Origin of the sequence: Thermomonas sp., from assembly GCF_025993755.1 — a bacterium.
In the GTDB taxonomy this organism is placed as follows: domain Bacteria; phylum Pseudomonadota; class Gammaproteobacteria; order Xanthomonadales; family Xanthomonadaceae; genus Thermomonas.
This window is the reverse complement of sequence record NZ_JAMQHN010000042.1, coordinates 1-24098: the sequence shown is the minus strand read 5'-3', so window position 1 is coordinate 24098 and position 24098 is coordinate 1. Positions and strand designations below refer to the sequence as shown.

Annotated in this window: 25 protein-coding genes; 19 read left to right on the top strand and 6 right to left on the bottom strand. The window is 66.3% G+C overall.

Annotated features, from left to right (window positions below; all coding sequences use genetic code 11):
• The coding region (locus Q0X16_RS03205) for an enoyl-CoA hydratase-related protein (protein ID WP_297830561.1) at positions 1–993 on the bottom strand (993 nt) is incomplete at its 3' end.
• A 162-nt stretch (positions 994–1155) separates the two neighbouring features.
• Between Q0X16_RS03205 and rpoE the strand changes: the two genes are divergently transcribed.
• The 9 genes from rpoE to recO all read left to right on the top strand — a co-directional run bounded on the left by rpoE (position 1156) and on the right by recO (position 10051).
• A complete protein-coding gene (gene rpoE, locus Q0X16_RS03200) occupies positions 1156–1773 on the top strand; it encodes an RNA polymerase sigma factor RpoE (RefSeq protein ID WP_297830559.1) in 618 nt (205 codons plus the stop codon).
• On the top strand, positions 1770–2717 hold the full coding sequence (locus tag Q0X16_RS03195) for a sigma-E factor negative regulatory protein (protein WP_297830557.1): 948 nt from the start codon (positions 1770–1772) through the stop codon (positions 2715–2717). Before rpoE ends, Q0X16_RS03195 begins: the two co-directional genes overlap by 4 nt.
• Positions 2718–2795: 78 nt before the next feature.
• Positions 2796–4388: a Do family serine endopeptidase gene (locus Q0X16_RS03190; protein ID WP_297830555.1), complete on the top strand. Its 1593-nt coding sequence runs from the start codon at positions 2796–2798 to the stop codon at positions 4386–4388.
• A gap of 159 nt (positions 4389–4547) precedes the next feature.
• Complete coding sequence (gene lepA, locus Q0X16_RS03185) at positions 4548–6341, top strand: translation elongation factor 4 (protein WP_297830569.1); 1794 nt, start codon at positions 4548–4550, stop codon at positions 6339–6341.
• 63 nt (positions 6342–6404) lie between these two features.
• The gene (gene lepB / locus Q0X16_RS03180; RefSeq protein WP_297830567.1) at positions 6405–7190 is read left to right on the top strand and encodes a signal peptidase I; all 786 of its coding nucleotides are present in this window, start codon (positions 6405–6407) and stop codon (positions 7188–7190) included.
• A 155-nt stretch (positions 7191–7345) separates the two neighbouring features.
• The gene (locus Q0X16_RS03175; protein WP_297830552.1) at positions 7346–7690 is read left to right on the top strand and encodes a DUF4845 domain-containing protein; all 345 of its coding nucleotides are present in this window, start codon (positions 7346–7348) and stop codon (positions 7688–7690) included.
• Positions 7677–8354: a ribonuclease III gene (rnc, locus tag Q0X16_RS03170; protein WP_297830550.1), complete on the top strand. Its 678-nt coding sequence runs from the start codon at positions 7677–7679 to the stop codon at positions 8352–8354. Before Q0X16_RS03175 ends, rnc begins: the two co-directional genes overlap by 14 nt.
• Positions 8351–9271 carry a GTPase Era gene (gene era, locus Q0X16_RS03165; RefSeq protein ID WP_297830548.1) on the top strand — a complete coding sequence of 307 codons (921 nt, stop codon included), beginning with the start codon at positions 8351–8353 and terminating at the stop codon, positions 9269–9271. Before rnc ends, era begins: the two co-directional genes overlap by 4 nt.
• A gap of 54 nt (positions 9272–9325) precedes the next feature.
• A complete protein-coding gene (recO, locus tag Q0X16_RS03160; protein WP_297830546.1) occupies positions 9326–10051 on the top strand; it encodes a DNA repair protein RecO in 726 nt (241 codons plus the stop codon).
• A gap of 43 nt (positions 10052–10094) precedes the next feature.
• On the opposite strand, the gene rnk is transcribed toward recO, so the two are convergent.
• The 3 genes from rnk to yhbY all read right to left on the bottom strand — a co-directional run bounded on the left by rnk (position 10095) and on the right by yhbY (position 11401).
• The gene (rnk, locus tag Q0X16_RS03155; RefSeq protein ID WP_297830544.1) at positions 10095–10523 is read right to left on the bottom strand and encodes a nucleoside diphosphate kinase regulator; all 429 of its coding nucleotides are present in this window, start codon (positions 10521–10523) and stop codon (positions 10095–10097) included.
• 175 nt (positions 10524–10698) lie between these two features.
• Positions 10699–11079 (bottom strand): MTH938/NDUFAF3 family protein, encoded by a 381-nt coding sequence (locus tag Q0X16_RS03150; protein WP_297830542.1) that lies wholly within the window; start codon positions 11077–11079, stop codon positions 10699–10701.
• Positions 11080–11095: 16 nt separating this feature from the next.
• Complete coding sequence (yhbY, locus tag Q0X16_RS03145) at positions 11096–11401, bottom strand: ribosome assembly RNA-binding protein YhbY (protein ID WP_297830540.1); 306 nt, start codon at positions 11399–11401, stop codon at positions 11096–11098.
• A gap of 67 nt (positions 11402–11468) precedes the next feature.
• Between yhbY and rlmE the strand changes: the two genes are divergently transcribed.
• The 10 genes from rlmE to Q0X16_RS03095 all read left to right on the top strand — a co-directional run bounded on the left by rlmE (position 11469) and on the right by Q0X16_RS03095 (position 21649).
• On the top strand, positions 11469–12116 hold the full coding sequence (gene rlmE / locus Q0X16_RS03140) for a 23S rRNA (uridine(2552)-2'-O)-methyltransferase RlmE (protein ID WP_297830538.1): 648 nt from the start codon (positions 11469–11471) through the stop codon (positions 12114–12116).
• Positions 12117–12144: 28 nt separating this feature from the next.
• Positions 12145–14046: an ATP-dependent zinc metalloprotease FtsH gene (gene ftsH, locus Q0X16_RS03135; RefSeq protein WP_297830537.1), complete on the top strand. Its 1902-nt coding sequence runs from the start codon at positions 12145–12147 to the stop codon at positions 14044–14046.
• 236 nt (positions 14047–14282) lie between these two features.
• Positions 14283–15176 (top strand): dihydropteroate synthase, encoded by an 894-nt coding sequence (gene folP, locus Q0X16_RS03130; RefSeq protein WP_297830535.1) that lies wholly within the window; start codon positions 14283–14285, stop codon positions 15174–15176.
• Positions 15177–15220: 44 nt separating this feature from the next.
• On the top strand, positions 15221–16723 hold the full coding sequence (gene putP / locus Q0X16_RS03125) for a sodium/proline symporter PutP (RefSeq protein ID WP_297830533.1): 1503 nt from the start codon (positions 15221–15223) through the stop codon (positions 16721–16723).
• 73 nt (positions 16724–16796) lie between these two features.
• Positions 16797–17735, top strand: a complete 939-nt coding sequence (gene miaA / locus Q0X16_RS03120) for a tRNA (adenosine(37)-N6)-dimethylallyltransferase MiaA (protein WP_297830531.1) — start codon at positions 16797–16799, stop codon at positions 17733–17735.
• A gap of 71 nt (positions 17736–17806) precedes the next feature.
• A complete protein-coding gene (gene hfq, locus Q0X16_RS03115) occupies positions 17807–18094 on the top strand; it encodes an RNA chaperone Hfq (RefSeq protein WP_297830529.1) in 288 nt (95 codons plus the stop codon).
• A gap of 72 nt (positions 18095–18166) precedes the next feature.
• Positions 18167–19483 (top strand): ribosome rescue GTPase HflX, encoded by a 1317-nt coding sequence (gene hflX / locus Q0X16_RS03110; RefSeq protein ID WP_297830565.1) that lies wholly within the window; start codon positions 18167–18169, stop codon positions 19481–19483.
• A 41-nt stretch (positions 19484–19524) separates the two neighbouring features.
• Positions 19525–20598: an FtsH protease activity modulator HflK gene (hflK, locus tag Q0X16_RS03105; RefSeq protein ID WP_297830563.1), complete on the top strand. Its 1074-nt coding sequence runs from the start codon at positions 19525–19527 to the stop codon at positions 20596–20598.
• Positions 20595–21461, top strand: a complete 867-nt coding sequence (gene hflC / locus Q0X16_RS03100; protein WP_297830527.1) for a protease modulator HflC — start codon at positions 20595–20597, stop codon at positions 21459–21461. The genes hflK and hflC overlap by 4 nt, the downstream gene beginning before the upstream one ends.
• 2 nt (positions 21462–21463) lie before the next feature.
• Entirely contained in the window at positions 21464–21649 is a 186-nt protein-coding gene (locus Q0X16_RS03095; RefSeq protein WP_297830525.1) for a DUF2065 domain-containing protein, read from the top strand.
• A 113-nt stretch (positions 21650–21762) separates the two neighbouring features.
• Here the strand turns inward: Q0X16_RS03095 and Q0X16_RS03090 are convergent, their stop codons facing one another.
• Positions 21763–22710, bottom strand: a complete 948-nt coding sequence (locus tag Q0X16_RS03090) for a hypothetical protein (RefSeq protein WP_297830523.1) — start codon at positions 22708–22710, stop codon at positions 21763–21765.
• A complete protein-coding gene (locus Q0X16_RS03085; RefSeq protein WP_297830522.1) occupies positions 22701–24026 on the bottom strand; it encodes a hypothetical protein in 1326 nt (441 codons plus the stop codon). The genes Q0X16_RS03090 and Q0X16_RS03085 overlap by 10 nt, the downstream gene beginning before the upstream one ends.
• Positions 24027–24098 lie beyond the last annotated feature (72 nt).

Here is a 24098-nt window from a genome sequence, read left to right as displayed (position 1 = left end):
GGCGATGTCGCCGCCCATCACGCCGGCGCCGACCACGTGCACGCGGCGGATGCCGGAATCGCCCTTGCCCAGCGCCTTCATGCGCTCGGTGAGGAAGAAGATGCGAATCAGATTGCGGGCGGTGGTCGTGCCCGCCAGCTTGACTACCGCTTTGCGCTCGGCGGCAAGGCGCGCGCGGATCGGCTTGCCGCCGCTGCGCTCCCAGGTCGCGATCAGGGCGTAGGGCGCCGGATAAAACGCCTTCTTCGCCTTGCGCGCGACCTGCTTGCGCATCTGCGGCGCCAGCAGCTTGCGGGCGGCGAACGTGTTGGTGGACCAGGCCAGCGCACGCTGTTTCAGCGGCCGGGTCAGGCCCCCGATCGCCAGCGCGGCGGCGGCGTCGATCAATTCCGCCGGTTCCACCACCTTGTCCACCAGCCCGATCCCGCGCGCCGCCTTGGCCGACAGCGCGCGGCCGGTCAGCATCATGTCCATCGCCGCTGGCGCGCCGACCAGATGCGGCAGGCGTGCGCTGCCGCCCCAGCCCGGGAAGATGCCCAGTTGCACTTCCGGCAGACCGATGCGGGTGGAGGCGTCGCTGCTGGCCACGCGATAGCGGCAGGCCAGCGAGATTTCGGTGCCGCCGCCCATGCAGAAACCGTGGATGGCGGCCGCGGTGGGGCAGGGCAGGGTGGCCAGCTTCTGGAAGGTGTTCTGGCCGCGCTGGATGGCATCGTTGACGGTGCCCCTGCGGTCGAATTCCTGGAACTCCTTGAGGTCGGCGCCGGCGATGAAGCCGCTGGACTTGCCGGACGCGATCACCAGAGCCCTGGGCGGATCCATGGCGATGCGCTCCAGGGCGGTGTCCAGCTCAATCAGGGCGTCCTGGGAAAAGGCATTGACCGTCGCATCGGCCCGGTCGAAAAACAGCACCAGAACGCCATCGTCGCGCTGCTGCGCGCGCCAGTGGCGCAGGCGCAGGCCCGCGAAGCGGTCTTTCGTCGATTCGGCCATTTCCACTTCATCCACGGTAACGATGGGGTTGGAGTTATCGTAGCCGCTTGGAAACTGAATATTTGCCCTGATTTATCGGGGCAGGACGCGGCCAGGGAACTTTGGCCGCAAGGATGTGTCACAGGCCCGGTAAGCAGCCGGGCCCAACGGGGGCCGCGGGCAATGGCGGAGGATCGGGTGTCGCAAGCGCTGGACCAGGACCTCGTGGCGCGCGTGCAGCGCGGCGATTCGGCCGCGTTCGACCTGCTCGTGCGCAAGTACCAGAACCGGGTGGCCGCGCTCATATCGCGCTACGTGCGCGATTGGGCCGAAGTGCAGGACGTCACCCAAGACACCTTCATTCGCGCCTATCGCGCGATCGGCGGCTTCCGCGGCGATGCGCTGTTCTCGACCTGGCTGCACCGGATCGCGGTGAACACGGCGAAGAACCATCTGGCCGCCAACAGCCGGCGGCCGCCGACCGACGCGATCGAACTGGAAGACGCCGAACAGTTCGAATCCGGCCTGCGCCTGCGCGATACCGACACGCCCGAGCGCGAACTGATGCGCCAGCAGTTGGAACAAACCGTGCTCGCCGCGGTCGAAGAGTTGCCGCAGGATTTGCGTGACGCGATCACCCTTCGCGAAGTCGAAGGCCTGAGCTACGAGGAAATCGCCGAGCGCATGGACTGCCCGATCGGAACGGTGCGTTCGCGCATCTTCCGCGCACGCGAGGCGATCGACGCCCGCATGCGTCCACTGCTGGACCACGACGATTTGCCCAAGCGTTCCCGCGCATGAACAACGATATCGACCGCCACTGCAACGACCTCACCCAACTGTGTAGCCGCGAGCAGCTGTCCGCACTGATGGACGGCGCGCTGCCCGAAGACCAGACCCGCTTCCTGCTGCGCCGCCTGCAGCACGACGCGGTGTTGGCCGGCTGCTGGGAGCGCTGGCGCACCGCCGCAGACGCGATGCGCGGGGTTGCTCCGACGCGCTGCCTGCCGGCGGATTTCGCCAGCCGGGTGGCGGCTGCGCTGCAGGAAGACGCTCCGCTGAGCGCAGCCGAACGCGCCTCGGCGCGCGCCTCTCAACGCCGGCGTTGGGGCGGCGGCGCGGCGCTGGCTGCGGCGCTGGCGACGCTGGCCATCCTCGGCCTGCCCACGGGTGAATCCGCAGCGCCCCAGACGGCGGCCGCTGTCGCCGCCAGGGATGCCAATCCCGCCACCCCCGGGCCTTCGCCCGCCCACCCGAACGGCGCACCTGCGTCGCAGCTGCCGGCCTCGTCCGGCGCGCTGCCGCCGGAGGCTCTGGAAGCCGCGGCAAGCCTTGTCTCTGTCACCTCCGCGTCGCGCGCCAATCGGCGCAAGCCGCAAGGCGGTGACGTTGGAGTGCAAGCGGCTTCAGCCGCGCCCGCACATGCGGAGCAGGCCGCGCCGGCGGAATTCGCGGTGGCCGCGTTGCCGGCTTCCGATATCGTCACCCGGCCGTGGCCGCGCTCGGTTCTCCCGCAGTACGGCAATGCCGGGCTGACCGTGGGCTTCGGCGAACTGCCGGCGCACGCGGCGGAGGCCGGCACCTTCCGGGCTTCGTCCACCTTCGCCCGGCCACCCAGGCTGCTGAAGACGCCGAAACCGGAAACGGGGACGGAGGCAGCGCAGGCGGAGCCGGCGCAATCCGCTTCCGGGGAGATGGGCAAGGCGGTCGTCCCCGTCGACGTCCAGTCCGACATCCAGCCCTGATGCTTTCCATTTCGTCGCGATCGGAACACACCGTCATCGCGATCCCTGAAATCCTGCAACTCCGAGGAGTCGTTCCCCATGCGTGAGCTTACCCATTCCGCGCTGCGTCCCCTGGCCCTGGCGGTGGCGCTTGCTGTCGCCGGCATTGGTGCCTGCAGCGGCCAGACCAGCGCGAATGCGCAAACGCCGCCACCTGCCACCGCTGCCGCGCCCGCCACGCCTCCCCCGCTGCTGGTTCCGGGGTTGCCGGACTTCACCGCGCTGGTCGAACAGGTCGGCCCGGCGGTGGTGAGCGTGCAGGCGGAAATTGGCGGCGCGCCGCGCGCGGAGCGCACCCGCCAGCAGCAGCCGGGCCAGCGCGGCATGCCCAACGGCCAGCGCATCCAGGGGGACGACGACGATGACGGCGAGGGCATGGAAGGCGTGCCGGAGATCTTCCGGCGCTTCTTCGGTCCCGGGATGGAACCCGGACAGCCGAGTGAGCGGCCGCGCGGCACGTCGCTGGGAACCGGTTTCATCATCTCCACCGACGGCTATGTCCTGACCAATCGCCACGTCATCGACGGCGCCGACAGCGTGCGCATCCGCCTCGCCGACCGCCGCGAACTGCCGGCACGTGTCGTCGGCAGCGACGAACAGTCGGACATCGCCCTGCTCAAGGTCGATGCCAGCGGACTGCCGACCGTACGGCTCGGGCAGTCCTCGAGCCTCAAGCCGGGGCAGTGGGTGGTGGCGATCGGTTCGCCGTTCGGCTTCGACCATTCGGTGACGGCCGGCATCGTCAGCGCGGTTGGACGTTCCAATCCCTATTCGGACCAGCGCTACGTGCCGTTCATCCAGACCGACGTGGCGATCAACCGCGGCAACTCCGGCGGTCCGCTGCTGGACACCCGCGGCCAGGTGGTCGGCATCAATTCGCAGATCTTCAGCAATTCCGGCGGCTACATGGGCGTGAGCTTCGCCATCCCGATCGACACCGCCATGAACGCGGTCAACCAGCTCAAGACCACCGGTCGGGTGGTGCGCGGCCAGCTGGGAATCCAGATCCAGCCGATTTCCCCCGATGCGGCAAGGGCCCTGGGCTTGGGGAACAACCCGGCAGGAGCGCTGGTGGCCGGCGTCGAGCCGAACAGTGCCGCCGCACGCGCCGGCGTCCAGCGTCAGGACGTGGTGCGCAGCGTCAACGGCCAGCCGGTCTACGACGCCAGCGACCTGCCGCCGATCATCGGCGCGATGGCGCCGGGGTCGCGCGTCACGCTGGAAATCCTCCGCGACGGCAGGACGCAGACGGTGACGGCGACGCTGGGCGCTCTGGGCGGCGAGACCGCGGCCACGGGCGATCGCGACACCCCGACCGGCCGTTCGGCACCGGCGGCAGCGCCGGGCAACCGTTTCGGCATCCTCGGCCGCGATCTGGACGGCGCCCAGCGCAGTCGGCTGGGCCTGCAGCCGGGGGAAGGCGTGCTGGTCGCAAGAGTCGAAGGGCGTTCGGCGCGTGCCGCCGGATTGCGCCCCGGCGACGTGATCCTTGCCGTTGGCCGCAACGACGTGGGCAGCACGCGGGCCCTGGACGAGCAGCTGCGCAATGCGTCCAGCGCCAAACCGGTGATGCTTCTGATCCAGCGCAACGGGGTCAGCCAGTACATCGCGGTGGAGCAGGAGGAAGGCTGATGGCGCAGGCCGGACGGGCAGGGCCGTGGGGCCTGCCCGACGCGAGGCCTGACCCGGATGCGCGGTCGACGTGGGCCGCTGTGCGATAATCGGCGGCTTGTCTTCGAGCAGCCACCGCACAGACGGTCGCAACGCCACGCCGCCATGCAACACGACCCGATGCGGTTCATCCGCAACTTCTCCATCATTGCCCACGTCGACCACGGCAAGTCGACCTTGGCCGACCGCATCATCCAGCTTTGCGGCGGCCTGACCGAGCGCGAGATGGAAGCGCAGGTGCTCGACAACAATCCGATCGAGCGCGAGCGCGGCATCACCATCAAGGCGCAGTCGGTGTCGCTGCCGTATACCGCGAAGGACGGCAACACCTACTACCTGAACTTCATCGACACCCCCGGCCACGTCGACTTCAGCTACGAGGTCAGCCGCTCGCTGGCCGCCTGCGAGGGCGCGCTGCTGGTGGTGGATGCCGCGCAGGGCGTGGAGGCGCAGTCGGTGGCCAACTGCTACACCGCGGTGGAGCAGGGGCTGGAAGTGGTGCCGGTGCTCAACAAGATTGATTTGCCGACCGCCGATATTGACAAGGTCAAGGAAGAAATCGAGGCCGTGATCGGCATCGACGCCGCCGATGCGGTGGCGATCTCCGCCAAGACCGGGCTCAACGTCGGCGACGTGCTGGAAGCCATCGTCCACCGCATCCCCCCGCCCAATCCGCGCGACACCGACCGCCTGCAGGCGCTGATCATCGATTCCTGGTTCGACAACTACCTCGGGGTGGTGTCGCTGGTGCGGGTGATGCAGGGCGAACTCAAGCCCGGCGAGAAGATGCTGGTGATGTCCACCGGCCGCACCCACCAGATCGACGCGGTCGGCGTGTTCACCCCCAAGCGCAAGGCGCTGCCGGCGCTCAAGGCCGGCGAGGTGGGCTGGATCACCGCCTCGATCAAGGACGTCCACGGTGCGCCAGTGGGCGACACGCTGACTTCGGCGGCGAGCCCCGCGCCGGCGCCGCTGCCCGGTTTCCAGGAAATGCAGCCGCGCGTGTTCGCCGGACTGTTCCCGGTCGACGCCGAGGACTTCCCGGCGCTGCGCGAGGCGCTGGAGAAGCTGCGCCTGAACGACGCCGCGCTGCGCTTCGAGCCGGAATCCTCGGAGGCGATGGGCTTCGGCTTCCGCTGCGGCTTCCTCGGCATGCTGCACATGGAGATCGTGCAGGAGCGGCTGGAGCGCGAATACGGCCTCAACCTCGTCACCACCGCGCCGACGGTGGTCTACGAGGTGCTCAAGACCGACGGCAGCATCGTCGACATGGACAATCCGGCCAAGCTGCCGCCGGTCAACCAGGTCGAGGAAGTCCGCGAGCCGATCATCCGCGCCAACATCCTCACGCCGCCCGATTACGTGGGCGGCATCATCAAGCTGTGCGAGGACAAGCGCGGCGTGCAGGTCGGCATCACCTACATGGCCAGCCAGGTGCAGATCAGCTACGAGCTGCCGATGGCCGAAGTGGTGCTGGATTTCTTCGACAAGCTGAAATCGGTCAGCCGCGGCTACGCCTCGCTCGACTATCACTTCCTGCGCTTCGAGCCGGGGCCGTTCGTGCGCTTGGACACGCTGATCAACGGCGATCGCGTCGACGCGCTGTCGGTCATCGTCCACCGCAGCCACGCCGATCGCCGCGGTCGCGAGCTGTGCGAGAAGATGAAGGACCTGATCCCGCGGCAGATGTTCGACGTCGCCATCCAGGCGGCGATCGGCGGCCAGATCATCGCCCGCACCACGGTCAAGGCGCTGCGCAAGAACGTGCTGGCCAAGTGCTACGGCGGCGACGCGACGCGCAAGAAGAAGCTTCTGGAAAAGCAGAAGGAAGGCAAGAAGCGGATGAAGATGGTCGGGCGCGTGGAGATTCCGCAGGAGGCCTTCCTCGCGGTGCTGCAGGTGGACGACAAGTAGGCGCGCACGGAAGAGGCGCGAGGGTGCTGGCGCAGTGCGGAGCAATCTGGAGGCAAACGCATGATGGTCTGGTTCGAAACGATTCTGGTGCTGCTGACGCTCCTGACCGGGCTGGTCTGGTTGATCGACAAGCTGTTCTTCGCCAAGCGCCGGCTGGCGGAAGCCATCGGCGATGACGCGCCGAAGGATCCGCCGCTGGTCGATTACTCCAAGGCGTTCTTCCCGGTGCTGGCGCTGGTGCTGGGGCTGCGCAGCTTCGTGGCCGAGCCGTTCCGGATTCCGTCCGGTTCGATGATGCCGACGTTGCTGATCGGCGATTTCATCCTCGTCAACAAGTTCTCCTACGGGCTGCGATTGCCGATCAACAACCACAAATTCCTGTCCATCGGCGAGCCGCAGCGCGGCGAGGTCGTCGTGTTCCGGCCGCCGGGCAACCCGCGCGAGGACTGGATCAAGCGCGTGATCGGGCTGCCCGGCGACACCATCAGCTACGCCAACCACAAGGTCAGCGTGAACGGCCGCGAGCTGCCGTACCGGGTCGACGGCGTCTACACGGGGGTGGGCCAGGGCCGCGGCGAAACAGGCGACACGTTGCTCACCGAGCAGCTTCCAGGCCATCCGCACCACGTCCTGGAGCGGGTGGACAGCATCGGCGAGGGCTCATGGACGGTGCCGGAAGGCCAGTATTTCGTGATGGGCGACAACCGCGGCAACAGCGAGGACAGCCGCTTCTGGGGCTTCCTGCCGGAGGCGAACCTGCGCGGCAAGGCCATGATCATCTGGCTGAACGTCGATACCCAGGCCGAGCGGAAGATGGACTTCTCGCGGATCGGTACCAGGATCCCCTGAGCTAGCGGGGACGTGTCGGCCGAGCGGATTTTGCCCGGCCGGCCCGCAAACGTGCACAATCGACGGCATAATCGGCCCCGGATGCCGGGGAGGCGACAACGGAGGATTCACCCATGAGGCGGATGCAGAGCGGTTTGTCGATGACGGGGTTTCTGATGACCCTGGTTCTGGTGATCTTTTTCCTTTACTGCGGAATGAAGATCGTGCCGATGTACATTGAATTTTATTCGGTCAAGTCGGCGCTCAAGGGCATCGCCTCCTCCAGCGAGCAGGCGACGGCATCCAAGGATCAGATCCGCGTCTTTTTCGATCGGCGCCTGAACATGAGCTATGCCGAGTACGTGAGGGCCCAGAAAAACGCGCTCAGGTTCGAGCGCAACAACAACGGCAGGCTGATGGTGGTGGAATACGAGCGGCGCGAACCGCTGTTCCTGAATCTTGATATCGTCGGCAAATTCCGTGCCGAGCAACTGTTGCCGGGCGCCGGTGCCGGAGATTGACCAGCCTGGTGCGGCATTCGCCGGATACCGCTTCTCGGATCCGGCGCTGCTCGCGCAGGCGCTGACCCACCGCAGCGCCGGCAGTCCGCACAACGAGCGGCTCGAATTTCTCGGCGATTCGCTGGTCAACCACTTCATGGCCGATGCGCTGTACCGGCATTGGCCCAAGGCCGACGAGGGTGCGCTGACCCGTGCGCGTGCCGAACTGGTGCGCGAATCGGCGCTGGCCGGAATTGCGCGAACATTGCAGATGGGCGACCTGCTGGTGCTGGGGCCGGGGGAATTGAAGTCCGGCGGTCGCCGCCGCGATTCGATCCTTGCCGATGCGGTCGAGGCGATGGTCGCCGCGATTTTTCTCGACGCCGGATTCGAGGCCTGCCGGGAGGCGGTTCTGCCGTGGTTCGAGCCGCTGCTCGCCGCGCTGCCGCCGCCCAACAAGGTGGGCAAGGACGCCAAGACCCGCCTGCAGGAATGGCTGCAGGCGCGCCAGCACCCCCTGCCTGTCTATGCCTTGCTGGAAGAGCGGGGCGAGGACCATGCTCGGGTGTTCCGGGTCAGCTGCACCCTCGCCCAGCCGGCGATCCGGACTGTCGGCGAAGGCGGCTCGCGACGGGCGGCGGAACAACAGGCGGCAGACGCCGCCCTCAAGGACATCGAAGCATGAGCGGTCCCTCGCGCAGCGGCGCGGTCGCGGTGATCGGCCGCCCCAACGTCGGCAAGTCCACCCTGGTCAACGCGCTGGTCGGCGCCAAGATCAGCATTACCTCCAACCGGCCGCAGACCACGCGGCACCGGCTGCTCGGCATCGCCACCTTCCCCGGCGGCCAGCTGCAGCTGGTGGACACGCCCGGCATTCACGGCGAGCAGGGCAAGCGCAGCGGCAAGGCCATGCACCGGATGATGAACCGCGCGGCGCGCGGCGCGCTGGAAGGCGTCGATGCTGCGCTGCTGGTGATCGAGGCCGGCCGCTGGGACGACGAGGATGCGCTGGCCTTCGACGCCCTGCGCAGCGCCGGCCTGCCGGTGGTGCTGGCGGTCAATCAAGTCGATCGGATCAAGGACAAGGCGGCGCTGCTGCCGTTTCTTGCCGACACCACCCGCGACCGGGCATTCGTTGCCGTGCATCCGGTGTCCGCGCTCAAGCGCATCGGTCTGGACGACCTGGTGAAAACCCTGCTGGACCTGATGCCGGAAGGCGAGCCCGCGTTCGGCGAGGACGAGATCACCGACAAGAGCCAGCGCTTCCTCGCCGGGGAGTTGCTGCGCGAACAGCTGATGCGCCAGCTGGGCGCCGAACTGCCTTACGCCACCACGGTGGAAGTGGAGAAATTCGAGGAAGAGCCGTCGCCCAAGGCTGGGGTGTTGTACCGGATCGATGCGGTGATCTGGGTCGAGCGCGATGGCCAGAAGGCCATCGTGATCGGCAAGGGCGGCGAGCGGTTGCGCGAGATCGGCCGCCGCGCCCGCGAGCAGATGGAGCGCCTGTTCGATGCCAAGGTGTTCCTGCAGACCTGGGTGCGCGTGCGCGAAGGCTGGAGTGACGATGAAGTGGCGCTGCGCGCGCTGGGGTATCGCGATTGATCGACCGAAACCGGTGGCCGGGATTGGGATGGCGCGGTCTCCTACAATGAGGGCATGCGCCTTGTCGACGAACCTGCTTTTGTCCTGCACGCGCGGCGCTGGCGTGAAACCAGTCTGTTGGTGGAAGTACTGAGCGCCGAACACGGGCGGATCGGGCTGGTGGCGCGCGGCGTGCAGGGGCCGAAGAAGCATGCGTTGCGCGCAGCGTTGCAGCCGCTGCAGTCGATCCGTTTCGACGCGGTGCAAAAAGGGGAACTGGCGCAGCTGACCGCCGCCGAAGCGGTGGATGCGGCACCGTTGTTGACCGGCGAGGCGGCGCTGGCCGGCTTCTACGTCAACGAGCTGTGCCTGCGGCTGGCCCCGCGCCTTGCCGCGCAGCCGGAGCTGCACGCCGCGTATGCCGACATGCGTGAACGATTGCGCTCCGGCGAAGCGCTGGCCTGGAGCTTGCGCTGCTTCGAGCGCGACCTGCTCGAAGCACTGGGCGTCGGCCCGGACTATTCGGTCGAAGCAAGTGGCGATGCGATCGATCCGGCCGCGCGCTACCGGATCGATCCCGAACACGGCCCGCGCCGCCTGGACGGCGCGAACTCCGGCGACTGGCGCAGCGGCGCCACCGGGCTGGCGCTGCTGGCCCTGGCTGCGGACACGCCGCCGCCTGCGGGGGATCTGGCGAGCCTGCGCCTGCCGCTGCGCGCGGTGCTGTTGCACCACCTGGGGGGGCGCGGGCTCAAATCCTGGGACATGCTGGGGGATCTGGGGCGGCTCGAGGCGCGTTGACCATGGCCGGACGCCCCCTGAGCGAGCGCAAGACGCCGCAGATTCAGCGGTGCAGTTCGCCCGCCGCTTCCGGCTGGTAGCGCACCGCTAGAACGTGCAGGCGGGCGCTGCGCCCGCCGGGCAGCGGCCAGTCGATGCTGTCGCCGACGCGCAGGCCGAGCAGGGCGCTGCCGACCGGGGCCAGGATCGAGACCTTCTCGCCGCTGCCGTCGGAATCGCGCGGATACACCAGGGTCAGTTCGTACTGGTGCTCGCTGTGGTCGCCGTCGACCACCTTGACCAGCGCGGTGGTGTTCATCGTGATCAGGTCCGCCGGCAGCGCGCCGGGTTCGGCCAGCTCTGCGCGCTCGAGTTCATCGCGCAGCGCCGCGGTGTTCAGGCCGCGGTACTGCGGGCTGTCCAGCAGGGCTTCGATCCGCTCGACGTCGATGCGGGACAGCAGCAGGGGGGGGCGCGAATTGGAAGGGGCCATCGGAAAATTTCTCCTGCAAAGCAGAGCGGGCGGCGCGGCTGGCGCGTCGCCCGCGGAATCAGGGCAATGCTGAAAAGTCGTCCTTTTACAGCATCGCTTTGGATGCGTTCAGGGGAACCTTAGCCACGAAACGCGCCGCCGGCAACCATTGCGGCGCCCCGTGTTCAAGCGGCCGTCAGGGTGCGGGCGGGAACAGGAAGCCGGCGACCACCCGACGCCCCTCGCCGGCGAGGATGGTGAAGGTTCGGGCGGCGGCGGCGTTGGCCATGACCTCGATGCCGATTCCACGCTGAAGGCAGGCGGCGAGCACGACGGCCGGTGGAAACGCCTGCCGCGCTCCAGTGCCGAGCAGGAGCAGTTCGGGATCGAGCGCCAGCAGGGCGTCCAGGTCGGTCGTCCGCATCGAATCGGCGCTGAGCACCGGCCAGTCCTCGATCAGGGCGTCCGGTGCAATGGCGAAACTGGCGGTCAGCCAACGCTCGTTGACCCGGGCACCATCGGCACCCGCGCTGCGCAGGGTGTACTGATAATCGGGTCTTTCGAAACTGAGTTGCATGGTCGTGGGACGACGATCAGGCCCGCGGAAGCACGATGTGGCGTTTCTCGCTGGATTGCCGGTAGAGCACCGCGGTATGGCCGATGCGCTGCACCAGCGCCGCGTTGCTGCGTCCGACCAGCGCATCGATCAGCGCGTCGCGCTGGTCGCGGTCTTCGGCGGCCACCTTCACCTTGATCAGTTCGTGGTGTTCGAGCGCGCCATCGACCTCGGCCGCCAGTGCGTCGGTGATGCCCTTGGCGCCCACCTGCAGGATGGCCTTGAGACCATGCGCCTGGCCGCGCAGGAAGCGGATCTGGGCGTTGGTCAGCTTGACAGGCATGTGTCGCGGCGGTGGATTCAGGAAGCGCAGGGTATCATGCCACCGTCTTTCCTCCGCGCCCCGGCCCATGGCCACCCGCAGCAAATCCAGCCAGCGCTGGCTCAAGGAGCATTTTTCCGACCCCTACGTGAAGAAGGCGCAGGCGGAAGGCATGCGCTCGCGTGCGGTGTACAAGCTGGAGGAATTGATCGAGCGCGACCGCCTGCTCAAGCCGGGCATGGTGGTGGTCGATCTGGGCGCCGCGCCGGGCGGCTGGTCGCAGTGGATCCGACGCGAGCTCGACCAACTCGACCCGAATCGGCCGGGTCGGGTGATCGCCAGCGACATCCTCGAGATGCCGCCGCTGGCGGGGGTGGATTTCCTGCACGGGGATTTTCGCGAGCAAGCGGTGCTCGATGGCCTGCTGGCGCTGCTGGGCGGACAACCGGTGGACCTTGTGCTTTCCGACATGGCCCCCAATAAGAGTGGCATGGATGCCGTGGATCAGCCGCGCGCGATGCACCTGGCCGAACTGGCGATGGAGTTTGCCGACGGCCAGCTGCGCGTGGGTGGCGATTTCCTCATCAAGCTGTTCCAGGGCACCGGATTCGACGATTACGTGCGTGAGCTGCGGCGCCGGTATGCCAAGGTGGCGATCCGCAAGCCGGCCGCGTCGCGCCAGCGCTCGCCCGAGGTGTATGCGCTGGCAACGGGTAGACTGGCCAGGATGAAGTGACGCGCGAGCGCGTCGAACCGGGAAACGAATGAACGATCTCGTGAAGAACCTGTTGATGTGGCTCGTTGTCGCCGCCGTGCTGATGGTGGTGTTCCAGGCCTTTTCGCCGAAGCTGGCGCCCAGTCGCGACGTGGTCTACTCGGATTTCGTCGCCGACGTCGAGGCCGACCGGATCAAGAAGGTCGATATCGCCAGCAACGAGCGCAGCATCACTTTCGTCCGCAACAACGGCGAGAGCGGCACCACCACCGCGCCGGTGCGCGACAAGGACCTGATCAACGACCTGATCGAACACAAGGTCGAGATCAAGCAGGCGCCGCCGGAATCGGGCATCTCGTTCTGGTCGCTGGTGCTGAACTTCCTGCCGGTGCTGCTGATCATCGGTTTCTGGTTCTACATGATGCGGCAGATGCAGGGCGGCGGTGCCGGCAAGGGCGCGATGTCGTTCGGCCGCTCGCGCGCCAAGCTACTGTCGGAGGATCAGGTCAAGGTGACCTTCGCCGACGTCGCCGGCTGCGACGAGGCCAAGGAGGATGTCAGCGAGCTGGTCGAGTTCCTGCGCGATCCGACCCGGTTCCAGAAGCTGGGTGGCAAGATCCCGCGCGGCGTGCTGATGGTCGGCCCGCCCGGCACCGGCAAGACCCTGCTGGCCAAGGCGATCGCCGGCGAGGCCAAGGTGCCGTTCTTCAGCATCTCGGGTTCGGATTTCGTGGAGATGTTCGTCGGTGTCGGCGCCTCGCGCGTGCGCGACATGTTCGAACAGGCCAAGAAGCAGTCGCCGTGCATCATCTTCATCGACGAAATCGACGCGGTGGGCCGTCACCGCGGGGCCGGCCTCGGCGGCGGCCACGACGAGCGCGAGCAGACCCTGAACCAGCTGCTGGTCGAAATGGACGGCTTCGAGGGTGGCGAAGGAGTCATCGTCATCGCCGCCACCAACCGTCCCGACGTGCTCGACCCGGCGCTGCTGCGCCCGGGCCGCTTCGACCGCCAGGTGGTGGTCGGCCTGCCGGACGTCAAGGGCCGCGAGCAGATCCTCAAGGTGCACATGCGCAAGCTGCCGCTGGCCGACGACGTCGAGCCGATGACGATCGCGCGCGGTACCCCCGGATTCTCGGGTGCGGATCTCGCAAACCTGTGCAACGAGGCGGCGCTGTTCGCCGCGCGCGAGAACGCGAAGGACGTCCGCATGGACCACTTCGACAAGGCGCGCGACAAGATCATGATGGGCGCCGAGCGCCGCTCGATGGCGATGAGCGAGCAGGAAAAGACCCTGACCGCCTACCACGAGGCCGGCCACGCCATCGTCGGCCGCCTGGTGCCCGAACACGACCCGGTCTACAAGGTGACCATCATCCCGCGCGGCCGCGCGCTGGGGGTCACCATGTACCTGCCGGAGGGCGACAAGTACAGCTACAACCGCACCGCGATCGAATCCCAGCTGGCTTCGCTGTACGGTGGCCGGGTGGCCGAGGAATTGATCTTCGGCGAGGACAAGGTGACCACCGGCGCCTCCAACGACATCGAGCGAGCGACCAAGATGGCGCGCAACATGGTCACCAAGTGGGGCCTGTCCGAACTTGGGCCGATCACCTTCGGCGAGGAGGAGGACGAGGTGTTCCTCGGCCGCAGCGTGACCCAGACCAAGCACGTCTCCGACGAGACCGCGCGCAAGATCGACGAGGTGGTTCGCGGCATCCTCGACCGCGCCTACGCCCGCACCACGCAGCTGCTGACCGACAACATCGACAAGCTGCACACCATGGCCAAGGCGCTGCTGGAATACGAAACCATCGACGTGCCGCAGATCGACGCCATCATGGAAGGTCGTGACGTCCCGCCGCCGATGGGCTGGAATCGCAACGGCGGCGGCAAGTACGACGCGGCGCCTCCGGCGTCCCCGATCGGCGGTCCGGCAGCGCAGACCTGACGGGCTGCCGGGGATCGCAAGGCAGCGGCTGGTTTCCGGCCGCGTGCGGTTGATCCGCCCTGGCCAAGGAAGCTGTTGCACGCGCGGCAGGCGCATGACCCCGGGGCCGTCATTCTCCTGATCGACCCGATGCTGGCGCGGCTGCGCGACGATCCCCGGCTGGCCGCGTTCTGCGCGAAAATCGGCTTGCCGGCCCTTGCGGAAAGACAGATCCACATACCAGGGAGTGTCGCCCCATGTTTGATGTTGCCCCCGCCCTTGACTGCAACGGCCGGAGCCTCCGGCTCGATGTGCCGCAGGTGATGGGCATCGTCAACGTCACCCCGGATTCCTTCGCCGACGGTGGCGCGCATTTCGACGCCGATGCGGCGATCGCGCACGGGCTGCGGCTGGTGGAGGAAGGCGCCGATCTGCTGGACGTGGGCGGCGAGTCCACGCGGCCGGGCGCGGACGAGGTTCCGGTCGAGGAAGAATTGCGCAGGGTCATCCCGGTGATCGCGGCGCTGGAAGCGCAAACGTCGGTGCCGATCAGCATCGACACCAGCAAGCCCGAGGTGATGCGCGCGGCGGTGGCGGCCGGTGCGGGCATGATCAACGACGTGTACGCGCTGCGCCGCGAGGGTGCGCTGGACGCGGCGGCGGAGCTGCGGGTGCCGGTGGTGCTGATGCACATGCTGGGCGAGCCGCGCACCATGCAGGACGACCCGCGCTACGACGACGTGGTGGGCGAAGTGCACCGTTTTCTTGCCGAGCGCATCTTCGCCGCCGAGATGGCCGGCATCGACCGCAAGCGCATCGTGGTCGATCCCGGCTTCGGTTTCGGCAAGACCACCGCGCACAACCTGCAGCTGCTGGCGCAGCTGCGGCGCTTCACCGAACTGGGCGTGCCGGTGCTGGCCGGGTTGTCGCGCAAGCGCAGCATCGGCGAACTGATCGGGCGAGACGATCCGCGCCAGCGTGCGGCCGGTTCGCTGGCCGCGCACCTGGTCGCCGCGCAGAACGGCGCCACGATCGTGCGCACCCACGACGTTGCCATCACCGTCGATGCGCTCAAGGTCTGGAATGCGGTGGCGGCGGTGCCGGCACCGCGCAAGGATGCCGGTCCGCCTGCGATCGTCTGGCCCGAGTGAGGCGCGCGCGCTGCTAGAGTGTGCGGGTCCAACCGGAGCCGCGCATGACCGCAAGCACCCCATTGCTGATCACCTTCGGTTTCTATCTGCTGGCGATGGTCGGCATCGGCTTCGCGGCGTGGCGATCGACCCGCAATCTCGACGATTACATCCTCGGCGGCCGTTCGCTCGGCGGCTATGTGACAGCGATGTCGGCAGGCGCCTCCGACATGAGCGGCTGGCTGCTGCTGGGTCTGCCCGGCGCGCTGTACCTGACCGGCGTGTCGGAAGCGTGGATTGCCCTCGGGCTGGTCGCCGGGGCGTGGTTGAACTGGCGCTTCGTCGCCGGCCCGCTGCGCGTCTATACCGAACGCACCGACGATGCGCTGACCCTGCCGGATTACTTCACCACGCGCTTTGCCGCCGATGGCCGCCTGCTGCGCGTGGTTTCGGCGCTGATCGTTCTGGTGTTCTTCGCCGTGTATTGCGCCAGCGGCATCGTCGCCGGCGCGCGGCTGTTCGAGAGCGTGTTCGGCCTGCCCTACGCGCAGGCGCTGTGGTGGGGCGCGGCGGCGACCATCCTCTACACGCTGGTGGGCGGGTTCCTCGCGGTGAGCTGGACCGATACCGTGCAGGCCACCCTGATGCTGTTCGCGTTGCTGGTGACGCCGACCATCGTGATCCTCAGCATCGGCGGCCCGGGCGAGGCGGTTCGCGGGATCGAGGCGGTGGATCCGGCTCGGCTGCAATGGATCGGCGGTGGCGGCGTCGTGGCGATCGTGTCGGTGCTGGCATGGGGCCTGGGTTATTTCGGCCAGCCGCATATCCTCGCCCGGTTCATGGCCGCCGATTCGCTGGGCGTCATTCCGCAGGCGCGGCGGATCGGCATGACCTGGATGGTGCTGTGCCTGCTGGGCGCGCTCGCGGTCGGCCTGGCCGGCATCGCCTGGGCCGCATCCAACCCGGAACAGTCGGCGCCGCTGCGGGAGAATCCGGAACGGGTGTTCATCGTGCTCACCGGGGCGCTGTTCAATCCGTGGATCGCTGGCGTGCTGCTGTCGGCGATCCTCGCCGCGATCATGAGTACGCTCAGTTGCCAACTGCTGGTGTGTTCGAGCGCGCTGACCGAGGACCTGTACCACGGCTTCGTCCGCAAGCGGGCCAGCGAGGGGGAACTGGTCTGGGTGGGGCGGGCGATGGTGCTGGCGGTGGCGCTGCTGGCGATCTTCATTGCCCGCGATCCCGAGAGCCGAGTGCTGGGGCTGGTCAGCTACGCCTGGGCCGGGTTCGGCTCGGCGTTCGGGCCGGTGGTACTGCTGTCGCTGTTCTGGGGTCGGATGACCCGCGCCGGCGCGCTGGCCGGGATGCTCGTCGGCGCCATCACGGTGATCGCATGGAAGCTGGTCGCGGTCGGAATGTACGGTAGCGGCGTGTATGAAATGATTCCCGGCTTCGCGGCGGCGGGCGTCGCGATCGTCGTCGTCAGCCTGCTGACGCCAGCGCCTTCGCACGAGGTCCAGGTGCGCCACATGCAGGTGCAGGCCTGCCTGCGCGAAAGCGGCTATTGAGAATGAGGTCGGCGTTGTCGCTGGAGCGTGGCGTGTGAGCGGCGCGAGCGCGCGCCCGCATGCGATCGCGTTGATGGGCCCGACCGCCTCGGGAAAAAGCGGCTGCGCGCTGGAGTTGGCGCAGCGGCTGGATGGCGAGATCGTCAGCGTCGATTCGGCGTTGGTCTACCGGCACCTCGACATCGGCTCGGCCAAGCCGACCCGGGAAGAACGCGCCCGCGTGCCACACCACATGCTCGACCTGCGCGAGCCATGGCAGGCCTATTCGGCGGCGGAATTCGCCAGCGATGCGCGCGCGGCCATCGCGGACATCGTCGCGCGCGGGCGGCTGCCGATCCTGGCCGGCGGCACCGGGCTGTATTTCCGCGCTTTGCTCAACGGTTTGGCCGAGATGCCCGGGTCGGATCCCGCGCTGCGCGCGCAATTGACGGCCGAAGCCGGACGCTGGGGCTGGGCGGCGCTGCATGCGCAACTGGCGCAGGTCGATCCGGAGGCGGCGACGCGCATCCACGCCACCGATGCCCAGCGCATCCAGCGTGCGCTCGAGGTGTACCGACTCAGCGGGAAAACCATCAGCGACTGGCAGCGCGCGGCGGGCAACGCCGCGCCGTGGCTGGATGTGCTGACGCTGGCGTTGGCGCCGCCGCAGCGCGCCGACCTGCACGCGCGGATCGAGGCGCGTTTCGACGCCATGCTGGAAGCGGGTTTCCTCGATGAGGTGCGCGCGCTGCGCGCGATGCCGGCGCTGGCGACGCATCCGGCGCCACTGGATCTGCCGGCGCTGCGCGCCGTGGGCTACCGGCAGGCGTGGGAACATCTGGATGGCTTGTGCGATGCCGCCACCTTCCGCGCGCGTGCGATCGCGGCGACGCGGCAGCTGGCCAAGCGGCAATACACCTGGCTGCGCGGCATGGGCGATGTGCGCTGGTTCGATCCCGGCGGCCAGCGCAGTCGGATCGACGCCGAGGTCGACGCCTTTCTCGACGCTCACAACGCCCCGGGCATGCGCTAACATCGACACCCTGTTCCGCCGTCGCCCGCCGGGGAGGCGATGGCCGACTTCCCACAACAAGAACGAACGCGATGCACGCCAACAACGGGGAACCCAAGACCAAGCCGCAGTCCTTGCAGGATCCGTTCCTGAACGCGCTGCGTCGCGAGCGCGTGCCGGTATCGATCTTCCTGGTCAACGGCATCAAGCTGCAGGGCACGGTCGAGTCCTTCGACCAGTTCGTGGTCCTGCTGCGCGGCACGGTCAGCCAGATGATCTACAAGCACGCGATTTCGACCGTGGTGCCGGCGCGCAACGTGCGCATCGCCGGGATGCCGCAGGACAGCGCCGAGTCCGGCGAGGACAGCGCGGGCGAGTGAGCCCGGCGGTTCGCGCCGCGGGCTTGCAAACGGGCCTGCCCGCCCGCATCTGGGGCAGTGATGCCGACCCAATTGTTCGAACGCTCGCGCGGCGGTGAAAACGCGCTGCTGATCCAGCCGCACGCCGGCGGCCCGGTCGCGCCCGACGTGCTGGAAGAATTTTCCGAACTGGCGCGGTCGGCCGGTGCGTCCGTCGTGGCCTCGGTGCCGGCGCGGATCGACAAGCCCAATCCGTCGATCCTGATCGGCTTCGGCAAGCTCGACGAGGTCAAGGCCCTCTGCGAAGCCAGCGGCGCCGATCTGGTCCTGGTCAACCACGCCCTGAGCCCGCTGCAGGAACGCAACCTCGAAAAGGCGCTGGAACGCCGGGTGGTCGATCGCACCGGCCTGATCCTCGACATCTTCGCCCAGCGCGCACGCAGTCACGAGGGCAAGCTGCAGGTCGAGCTGGCGCAGCTGCGGCACATGGCCACCCGGCTGGTGCGCGGCTGGACCCATCTGGAGCGCCAGCGCGGCGGTTCGATCGGCCTGCGCGGCCCCGGCGAAACCCAGCTCGAAACCGACCGCCGCCTGCTGCAGAAGCGCGTCGAGATCCTGCAAAAGCGCTTGCAGAAGGTCGAAGTGCAGCGCACCCAGATGCGCCGCGCGCGGGTGCGCAGCGAGCTTCCGCGGCTGGCGCTGGTGGGCTACACCAATGCCGGCAAATCCACCCTGTTCAACGCCCTGAGCGGCGCCGACGCCTACGCCGCCGACCAGTTGTTCGCCACCCTGGACCCCACCGTGCGCCGGATCGACCTGGCCTGCGGCAGCGTGGTCCTGGCCGACACCGTCGGCTTCGTGCGCGACCTGCCGCATGAACTGGTCGCCGCGTTCCGTTCGACCCTGGGCGAGGCGCGCGAAGCCGACCTGCTGCTGCACGTGGTCGATGCGGACGATCCGCTGCGCGACGAGCGCATGGCGCAGGTGGATGCGGTGCTGCACGAGATTGGGGCTGGCGACATCCCGCAATTGCTGGTGTTCAACAAGATCGACCGGATCGAAGGCGCCGAGCCCCGCATCGACCAGCGCGAGCATGCGCCGGCGGCGGTCTGGCTGTCGGCCCGGGATCGGCGTGGGCTGGATTTGCTGAGCGAGGCGATCGGCTCCCGGTTGGGAATGCGGAGAATCCTCGCCGAACTCGTGCTGCCGGGCACGGCCGGCCGCCTGCGTGCGCGCCTGCATGCGCTGGGCGCCGTGCGCGCGGAAACCCATTCCGAAGACGGCTGGCATCTGCGGATCGATCTGGCCGTTGCCGACGCCATGCGGCTGGCGGCGCTTGCCGATGGCGCGCCGCTGCGCGGCCTGTTGCCGGACGAAGAGTCCATGCTTCCCGTAGAATCGAGCCCATGAGCAAGCATAACGCCGGCCCGCGCGGGCCCTGGACGGCCTGGATGGCCTGGAATCGCCCCGGCAACACCGGCGGCAATGCCGGTGGCGGCCTGTTCGGCCGGCTGGGCGGCCGACTGCCGGATCTTGGCGGCTTCAACCCGCTGCACTGGATGATCCTGGTGGTGGCGCTGTGGCTGGTCTTTTCCAGCGTGGTGCTGATCACCGAACAACAGCGCGGCATCGTGCTGCGCTTCGGCCAGCTCTCGCGGGTGCTGCAGCCGGGCCTGAACTTCAAGCTGCCGTGGCCGGTCGAGCACGTCATCAAGATCAATGCGACCGAAATCAAGAATTACTCCGATCGGGTGCCGGTGCTGACCCGCGACGAGAACATCGTCGAGGTCGCGGTGAACGTGCAGTACAAGGTGTCGGATCCGGTGCTCTACCGGTTCGGCACTCGCGACGGCGACCAGGTGCTCCAGCAGGCGACCTTGAGCACGGTGCGCGAACAGGTCGGCCGTTCCGACCTCGATACCGTGCTGGGCGCGCGTGAGCAACTGGCGGTGATGGCGCGCGAGCAGCTGCAGAAATCGCTCGACGCCTACCGCACCGGGCTGATCGTCACCGAGCTCAACCTGCCCGACGCGCGTCCGCCGCAGCAGGTCAAGCCGGCCTTCGACGACGTCAACAGCGCCCAGCAGGACAAGGAACGCCTGATTTCCGAAGCCCGCGCCTACGCGGCCAAGGTCGTTCCCGAATCGCGCGGCCAGGCGGCGCGCGTGCGCACCGTGGCGGAAGGCTACAAGACAGCCAAGATCGCGCGCGCCACCGGCGACGCGCAGCGCTTCACCCTGCTGGTCGAGCAGTATCGCGGCGCGCCCGAGGTCACCCGCAAGCGCCTGTGGCTGGAAACGCTGCAGGAAGTGCTGTCGCAGAATCCGACCATCGTTGGCGGCGACGGCCGTCAGCTGATCTACGTGCCGATGCAAGGCAATACCGGAAGCGCGGCCGCGCCGACCCCGCCGCTGCTGCCGGAGCTGGTCTCGCCGTCGGTGCAGGTGGAGCCGTCCTCCGGCGAAGCCGCACGACCGGGGCGCAGCGGCCGTCCGACCACGGCGCGCGAGGAGGTGGTGCGATGAAACCACAGATCTGGCTGGGCGCGCTGGTCGTGGCGCTGGTGCTGCTGATGGGTTCGGTGTTCGTGGTCAGCGAAGGGCACACCGCCATCGTGCTGAACATGGGCCGGGTGGCCCGGGTCAATCTCCAGCCCGGGCTGCATTTCAAGTGGCCGCTGGTGGAAAGCGCGCGGGTGTTCGACACCCGGCTGCAGGTGCTTCCGGCGGAACCCGAGCGCTACCTGACCTCGGAGCGCAAGGACGTCAGCGTGGATTTCTTCGCGGTCGGCCAGATCGAGGACGCGCGCGCGTTCTACCGCGCCACCGGCGGCGACGAGAGCGCGGCGGTGGATCGGCTGGCGCCGATCATCAAGGACGCGCTGCGCAACGAAATCAACTCGCGCACCCTGCAGCAGGCCGTTTCCGGCGACCGCACGGCGATCGTGCGCAGCCAGCTCGACACGATCAACCGCGGCGCGGCCACGCTGGGCGTCCGCATCACCGACCTGCGCATCAAGCAGATCGACCTGCCGACCGACAGCCGCGTCATCGACGACGTCTACAACCGCATGCGCGCCCAGCGCCAGCAGGTAGCCAGCAGGTTGCGCGCCGAGGGCGAAGAGCAGGCCAACGAGATCCGCGCCCAGGCCGACAGCGACCGTCAGGTGATCCTCGCCGAGGCGGAACGCGACGCCCAGAAGCTGCGTGGCGAGGGCGACGCCGAAGCGGCCCGCCTCTACGGCGAGGCCGCCAACCGCGATCCCGCCTTCTACGCTTTCCAGCGCAGCCTCGAAGCCTACCGCGCGGCCTTCGACGGCAAGCACGACAGCGTGATCGTGCTCGACCGCAACGATCCGTTCCTGCAGTACCTGCGCAGCGACCGCTGAACGTGTCCGACCTGTGGGCCGCGCTGTGCCTCGTGGCCGTGATCGAAGGGCTGTTCCTGTTCATCGCCCCCGGCGCGTGGAAACGCGCCGCCGAACAATTGCTGAACCTGCCGGACGCGCGCGTCAGGCGCATCGGCGGCGTCATCCTGGCGCTGGGTGCGGTCTCGCTGTGGCTGGTACGGGGCTGACGAAGATAGGTAGCCCTTGGGATTCGACTTGGGCTGACGCAAGCTTGGAGACTATGCGTCATTGTGGCATTGGTTAATTGGATTGGGCGTCCAGAAATTGGATTTGCCTCGTGTCATGCCTGTGATTGGAGTGGCAGCAGAAGGAAAATAATTGCAAGTATGCATATGATATTCATGACTAGTTCTGCTATTGCAGCCAATCGTAGATATCCATACTTTTTTTCCAGCGAAGCGATTCGACCGGCGGAGGATTTTTGATGTGTCTGCAAAGCGCTTTCAGCTGAGGTCAGTTGGCTGCGCAGTAGTGCGAGTTCGGTGGACAAGCTCCTGATAGTCGCATCTTGGGATGAGTCGAGTTTTTCTTTCGTTTGAGCTTGTTCTTCCAAGTTGGAAATGGCTGTGTCTTGAAGTAAATCGATCTCCGCCTGTTGCGCGCTTTGGTCTTTGATTCTTGACTCCAAGCTATCGGTTTGTTCCAAAGCGTGCTTTATTTTGGAGTCATGGATTTTCTGTCTTTTGAGGATGCTTTCCTGTTTTTTAAGAATATCTTCTTGGTCTTTCAGTTGCTTGACTACCAGAAGTATTTCCTGACGCGCCAGTTCGGAAAGCTTCTCTTCTGATGCACCTTGCAAGCGTAATTCAAGTTCGCGCACTACAAAGCGATTGGCTGCGATGCTGCTTACGCCAAGTTTGAATAGATATTTGGTTATATCGGCAAGACGTTGTTGAAATTCAAAAGATGTTTTCTGGGCTTTAACGCCAAGCTGAATTGCTTTGGCCAACATGATGCCGGAAGACTGCAACTCTTCGATGGCTGCTTTTTTGTGATCCGCGAAAAGACCCCGGCCTGCGGATTTTTGACTTGCGTCGCTGGCATGCTTCTCGGCTTGCTTGGCGGCTGCGATGGCAGCTTTGACGCTAGCATCTAGTTCGTTGAGCTTGTCAACTTGCCTCGCAATCTGATCGGGAAGCATGCCCGTGTCAATTGCTGGTTGGGATCCGTGTGTCGAGATTTCATTGTTGCGCGTGTCCGGATGGTCATGCATCTCAATCAGTTCCACGTAAGAATGTGCTGGATTTCATCAATAAGTTGAGGGTTCTTGCTCTGAATCCCTGTGCGCAGTTGATCGATCCGATGCAGGGATTCCCGGTTTGCTTTCCAGGTATGGACAAAGATGGCAGCGGATTGGTACATCGCCTGTTCGGCTTCTTGCAAGCAGATTTCCGTGCGCTCGGCGGCATGCCATGTATCGCCTTGTAGATACGCGATCTTGGCATTGGCCCAGTGCAGTTGTTGGCCAAGGATGTCGATGCGTTCATCGCGCAACCGTTCGCGGTGAATGCCCATCGATATGTCGGAATACACGGCTACGGTAAATCGACCAATACCCACGAAGTTGACGCGTAGCAGAATTTGTGTGGTGAACGTCATTAGATCTACACCACCAGACTTCAGGCCTGCACGGATGGCGGCATCGGCCAGATCCACGGCGGTGAAAGTGCCCGTGGCAATGGTGAGCATCCGCGTCATGGTGCGGTTGTTCCACGGCAGTGTCTTGTTCCACTCGATGTCCGCGAACGACTGTTTGGCCTTTATCTCGGCCACCAAACGGCGGATGAAGTAGAAGGAGCGCACCATGCACTCATTCAGAATGACGGGAAACGCCTGACGACCAAGCTCATAGGCGACTCCGATTTCAGCGCGAAGATCAAAACGCTTGGCGGTTCCTTTGATGATTTTTCCTTTCTCGTCATGTTCGGCAAGCAACGTGCCATTGAACAGTTTTGATATTTTCTCGGAGAGATGGTTGATGCCCTCTTTGTCTTTGAAAATCGGCAGCGCTGATGCCTCTTTCAACAAGCTCGCGATTGGTCCCGGAAGGCCGGTTCCCGCGCCAGCATATTGGTTGGAGCCAGCCATATCGCTGACCATGTGAAAGAACCAGTAAACGACTCCAAACAGTATTTTTTGATACAAATCTTTCCCGATAAGCGTGGTGTCTTTGACCTTGACGATCAGGAACATCCCCGCTGTGTCAGTACCATAGGCATTGCCGGTAAACTGAGTCAGCAAAGAGAAGGCAAGCCCAATTGGTGTCGGGTGGTGTGCAAAATCACGCAGATGGTGCTGTAGCCCGCCGCCGAAGTCAGGAGTGTTGCTGTCACTCGGTGCGCCGTATTTTTCCAGATGTTTTATCGCCTTTTGTAGTCGATCTTCTAGGTTGGAACCTTCTGATGGTTTATGTCCAGTGTATTTTGCTATTTTTTCCACAAAGCTATTGACTTTTTCGCTACTCCACGCCTTGCCACGGTCGAGGCTGAATTCGCCAACCCAAAATATATCGATAAGACCGGCGGATTCAACTTTGAAGTGCAACGTGGTCGTGGTTGAAGAATACCTCGCTCGGAGTCAGATAGCCGAGCCGTTTGCGCGGTCGATCATTGAGCT

Bases quoted from the DNA above. Each gene is read 5' to 3' on its own strand.
- rpoE (WP_297830559.1), top strand. From the start codon at position 1,156: ATGGCGGAGGATCGGGTGTCGCAAGCGCTGGACCAGGACCTCGTGGCG.
- Q0X16_RS03195 (WP_297830557.1), top strand. From the start codon at position 1,770: ATGAACAACGATATCGACCGCCACTGCAACGACCTCACCCAACTGTGT.
- Q0X16_RS03190 (WP_297830555.1), top strand. From the start codon at position 2,796: ATGCGTGAGCTTACCCATTCCGCGCTGCGTCCCCTGGCCCTGGCGGTG.
- lepA (WP_297830569.1), top strand. From the start codon at position 4,548: ATGCGGTTCATCCGCAACTTCTCCATCATTGCCCACGTCGACCACGGC.
- lepB (WP_297830567.1), top strand. From the start codon at position 6,405: ATGGTCTGGTTCGAAACGATTCTGGTGCTGCTGACGCTCCTGACCGGG.
- Q0X16_RS03175 (WP_297830552.1), top strand. From the start codon at position 7,346: ATGACCCTGGTTCTGGTGATCTTTTTCCTTTACTGCGGAATGAAGATC.
- era (WP_297830548.1), top strand. From the start codon at position 8,351: ATGAGCGGTCCCTCGCGCAGCGGCGCGGTCGCGGTGATCGGCCGCCCC.
- recO (WP_297830546.1), top strand. From the start codon at position 9,326: ATGCGCCTTGTCGACGAACCTGCTTTTGTCCTGCACGCGCGGCGCTGG.
- rnk (WP_297830544.1), bottom strand. From the start codon at position 10,523: ATGGCCCCTTCCAATTCGCGCCCCCCCCTGCTGCTGTCCCGCATCGAC.
- Q0X16_RS03150 (WP_297830542.1), bottom strand. From the start codon at position 11,079: ATGCAACTCAGTTTCGAAAGACCCGATTATCAGTACACCCTGCGCAGC.
- yhbY (WP_297830540.1), bottom strand. From the start codon at position 11,401: ATGCCTGTCAAGCTGACCAACGCCCAGATCCGCTTCCTGCGCGGCCAG.
- rlmE (WP_297830538.1), top strand. From the start codon at position 11,469: ATGGCCACCCGCAGCAAATCCAGCCAGCGCTGGCTCAAGGAGCATTTT.
- ftsH (WP_297830537.1), top strand. From the start codon at position 12,145: ATGAACGATCTCGTGAAGAACCTGTTGATGTGGCTCGTTGTCGCCGCC.
- folP (WP_297830535.1), top strand. From the start codon at position 14,283: ATGTTTGATGTTGCCCCCGCCCTTGACTGCAACGGCCGGAGCCTCCGG.
- putP (WP_297830533.1), top strand. From the start codon at position 15,221: ATGACCGCAAGCACCCCATTGCTGATCACCTTCGGTTTCTATCTGCTG.
- miaA (WP_297830531.1), top strand. From the start codon at position 16,797: ATGGGCCCGACCGCCTCGGGAAAAAGCGGCTGCGCGCTGGAGTTGGCG.
- hfq (WP_297830529.1), top strand. From the start codon at position 17,807: ATGCACGCCAACAACGGGGAACCCAAGACCAAGCCGCAGTCCTTGCAG.
- hflK (WP_297830563.1), top strand. From the start codon at position 19,525: ATGGCCTGGAATCGCCCCGGCAACACCGGCGGCAATGCCGGTGGCGGC.
- hflC (WP_297830527.1), top strand. From the start codon at position 20,595: ATGAAACCACAGATCTGGCTGGGCGCGCTGGTCGTGGCGCTGGTGCTG.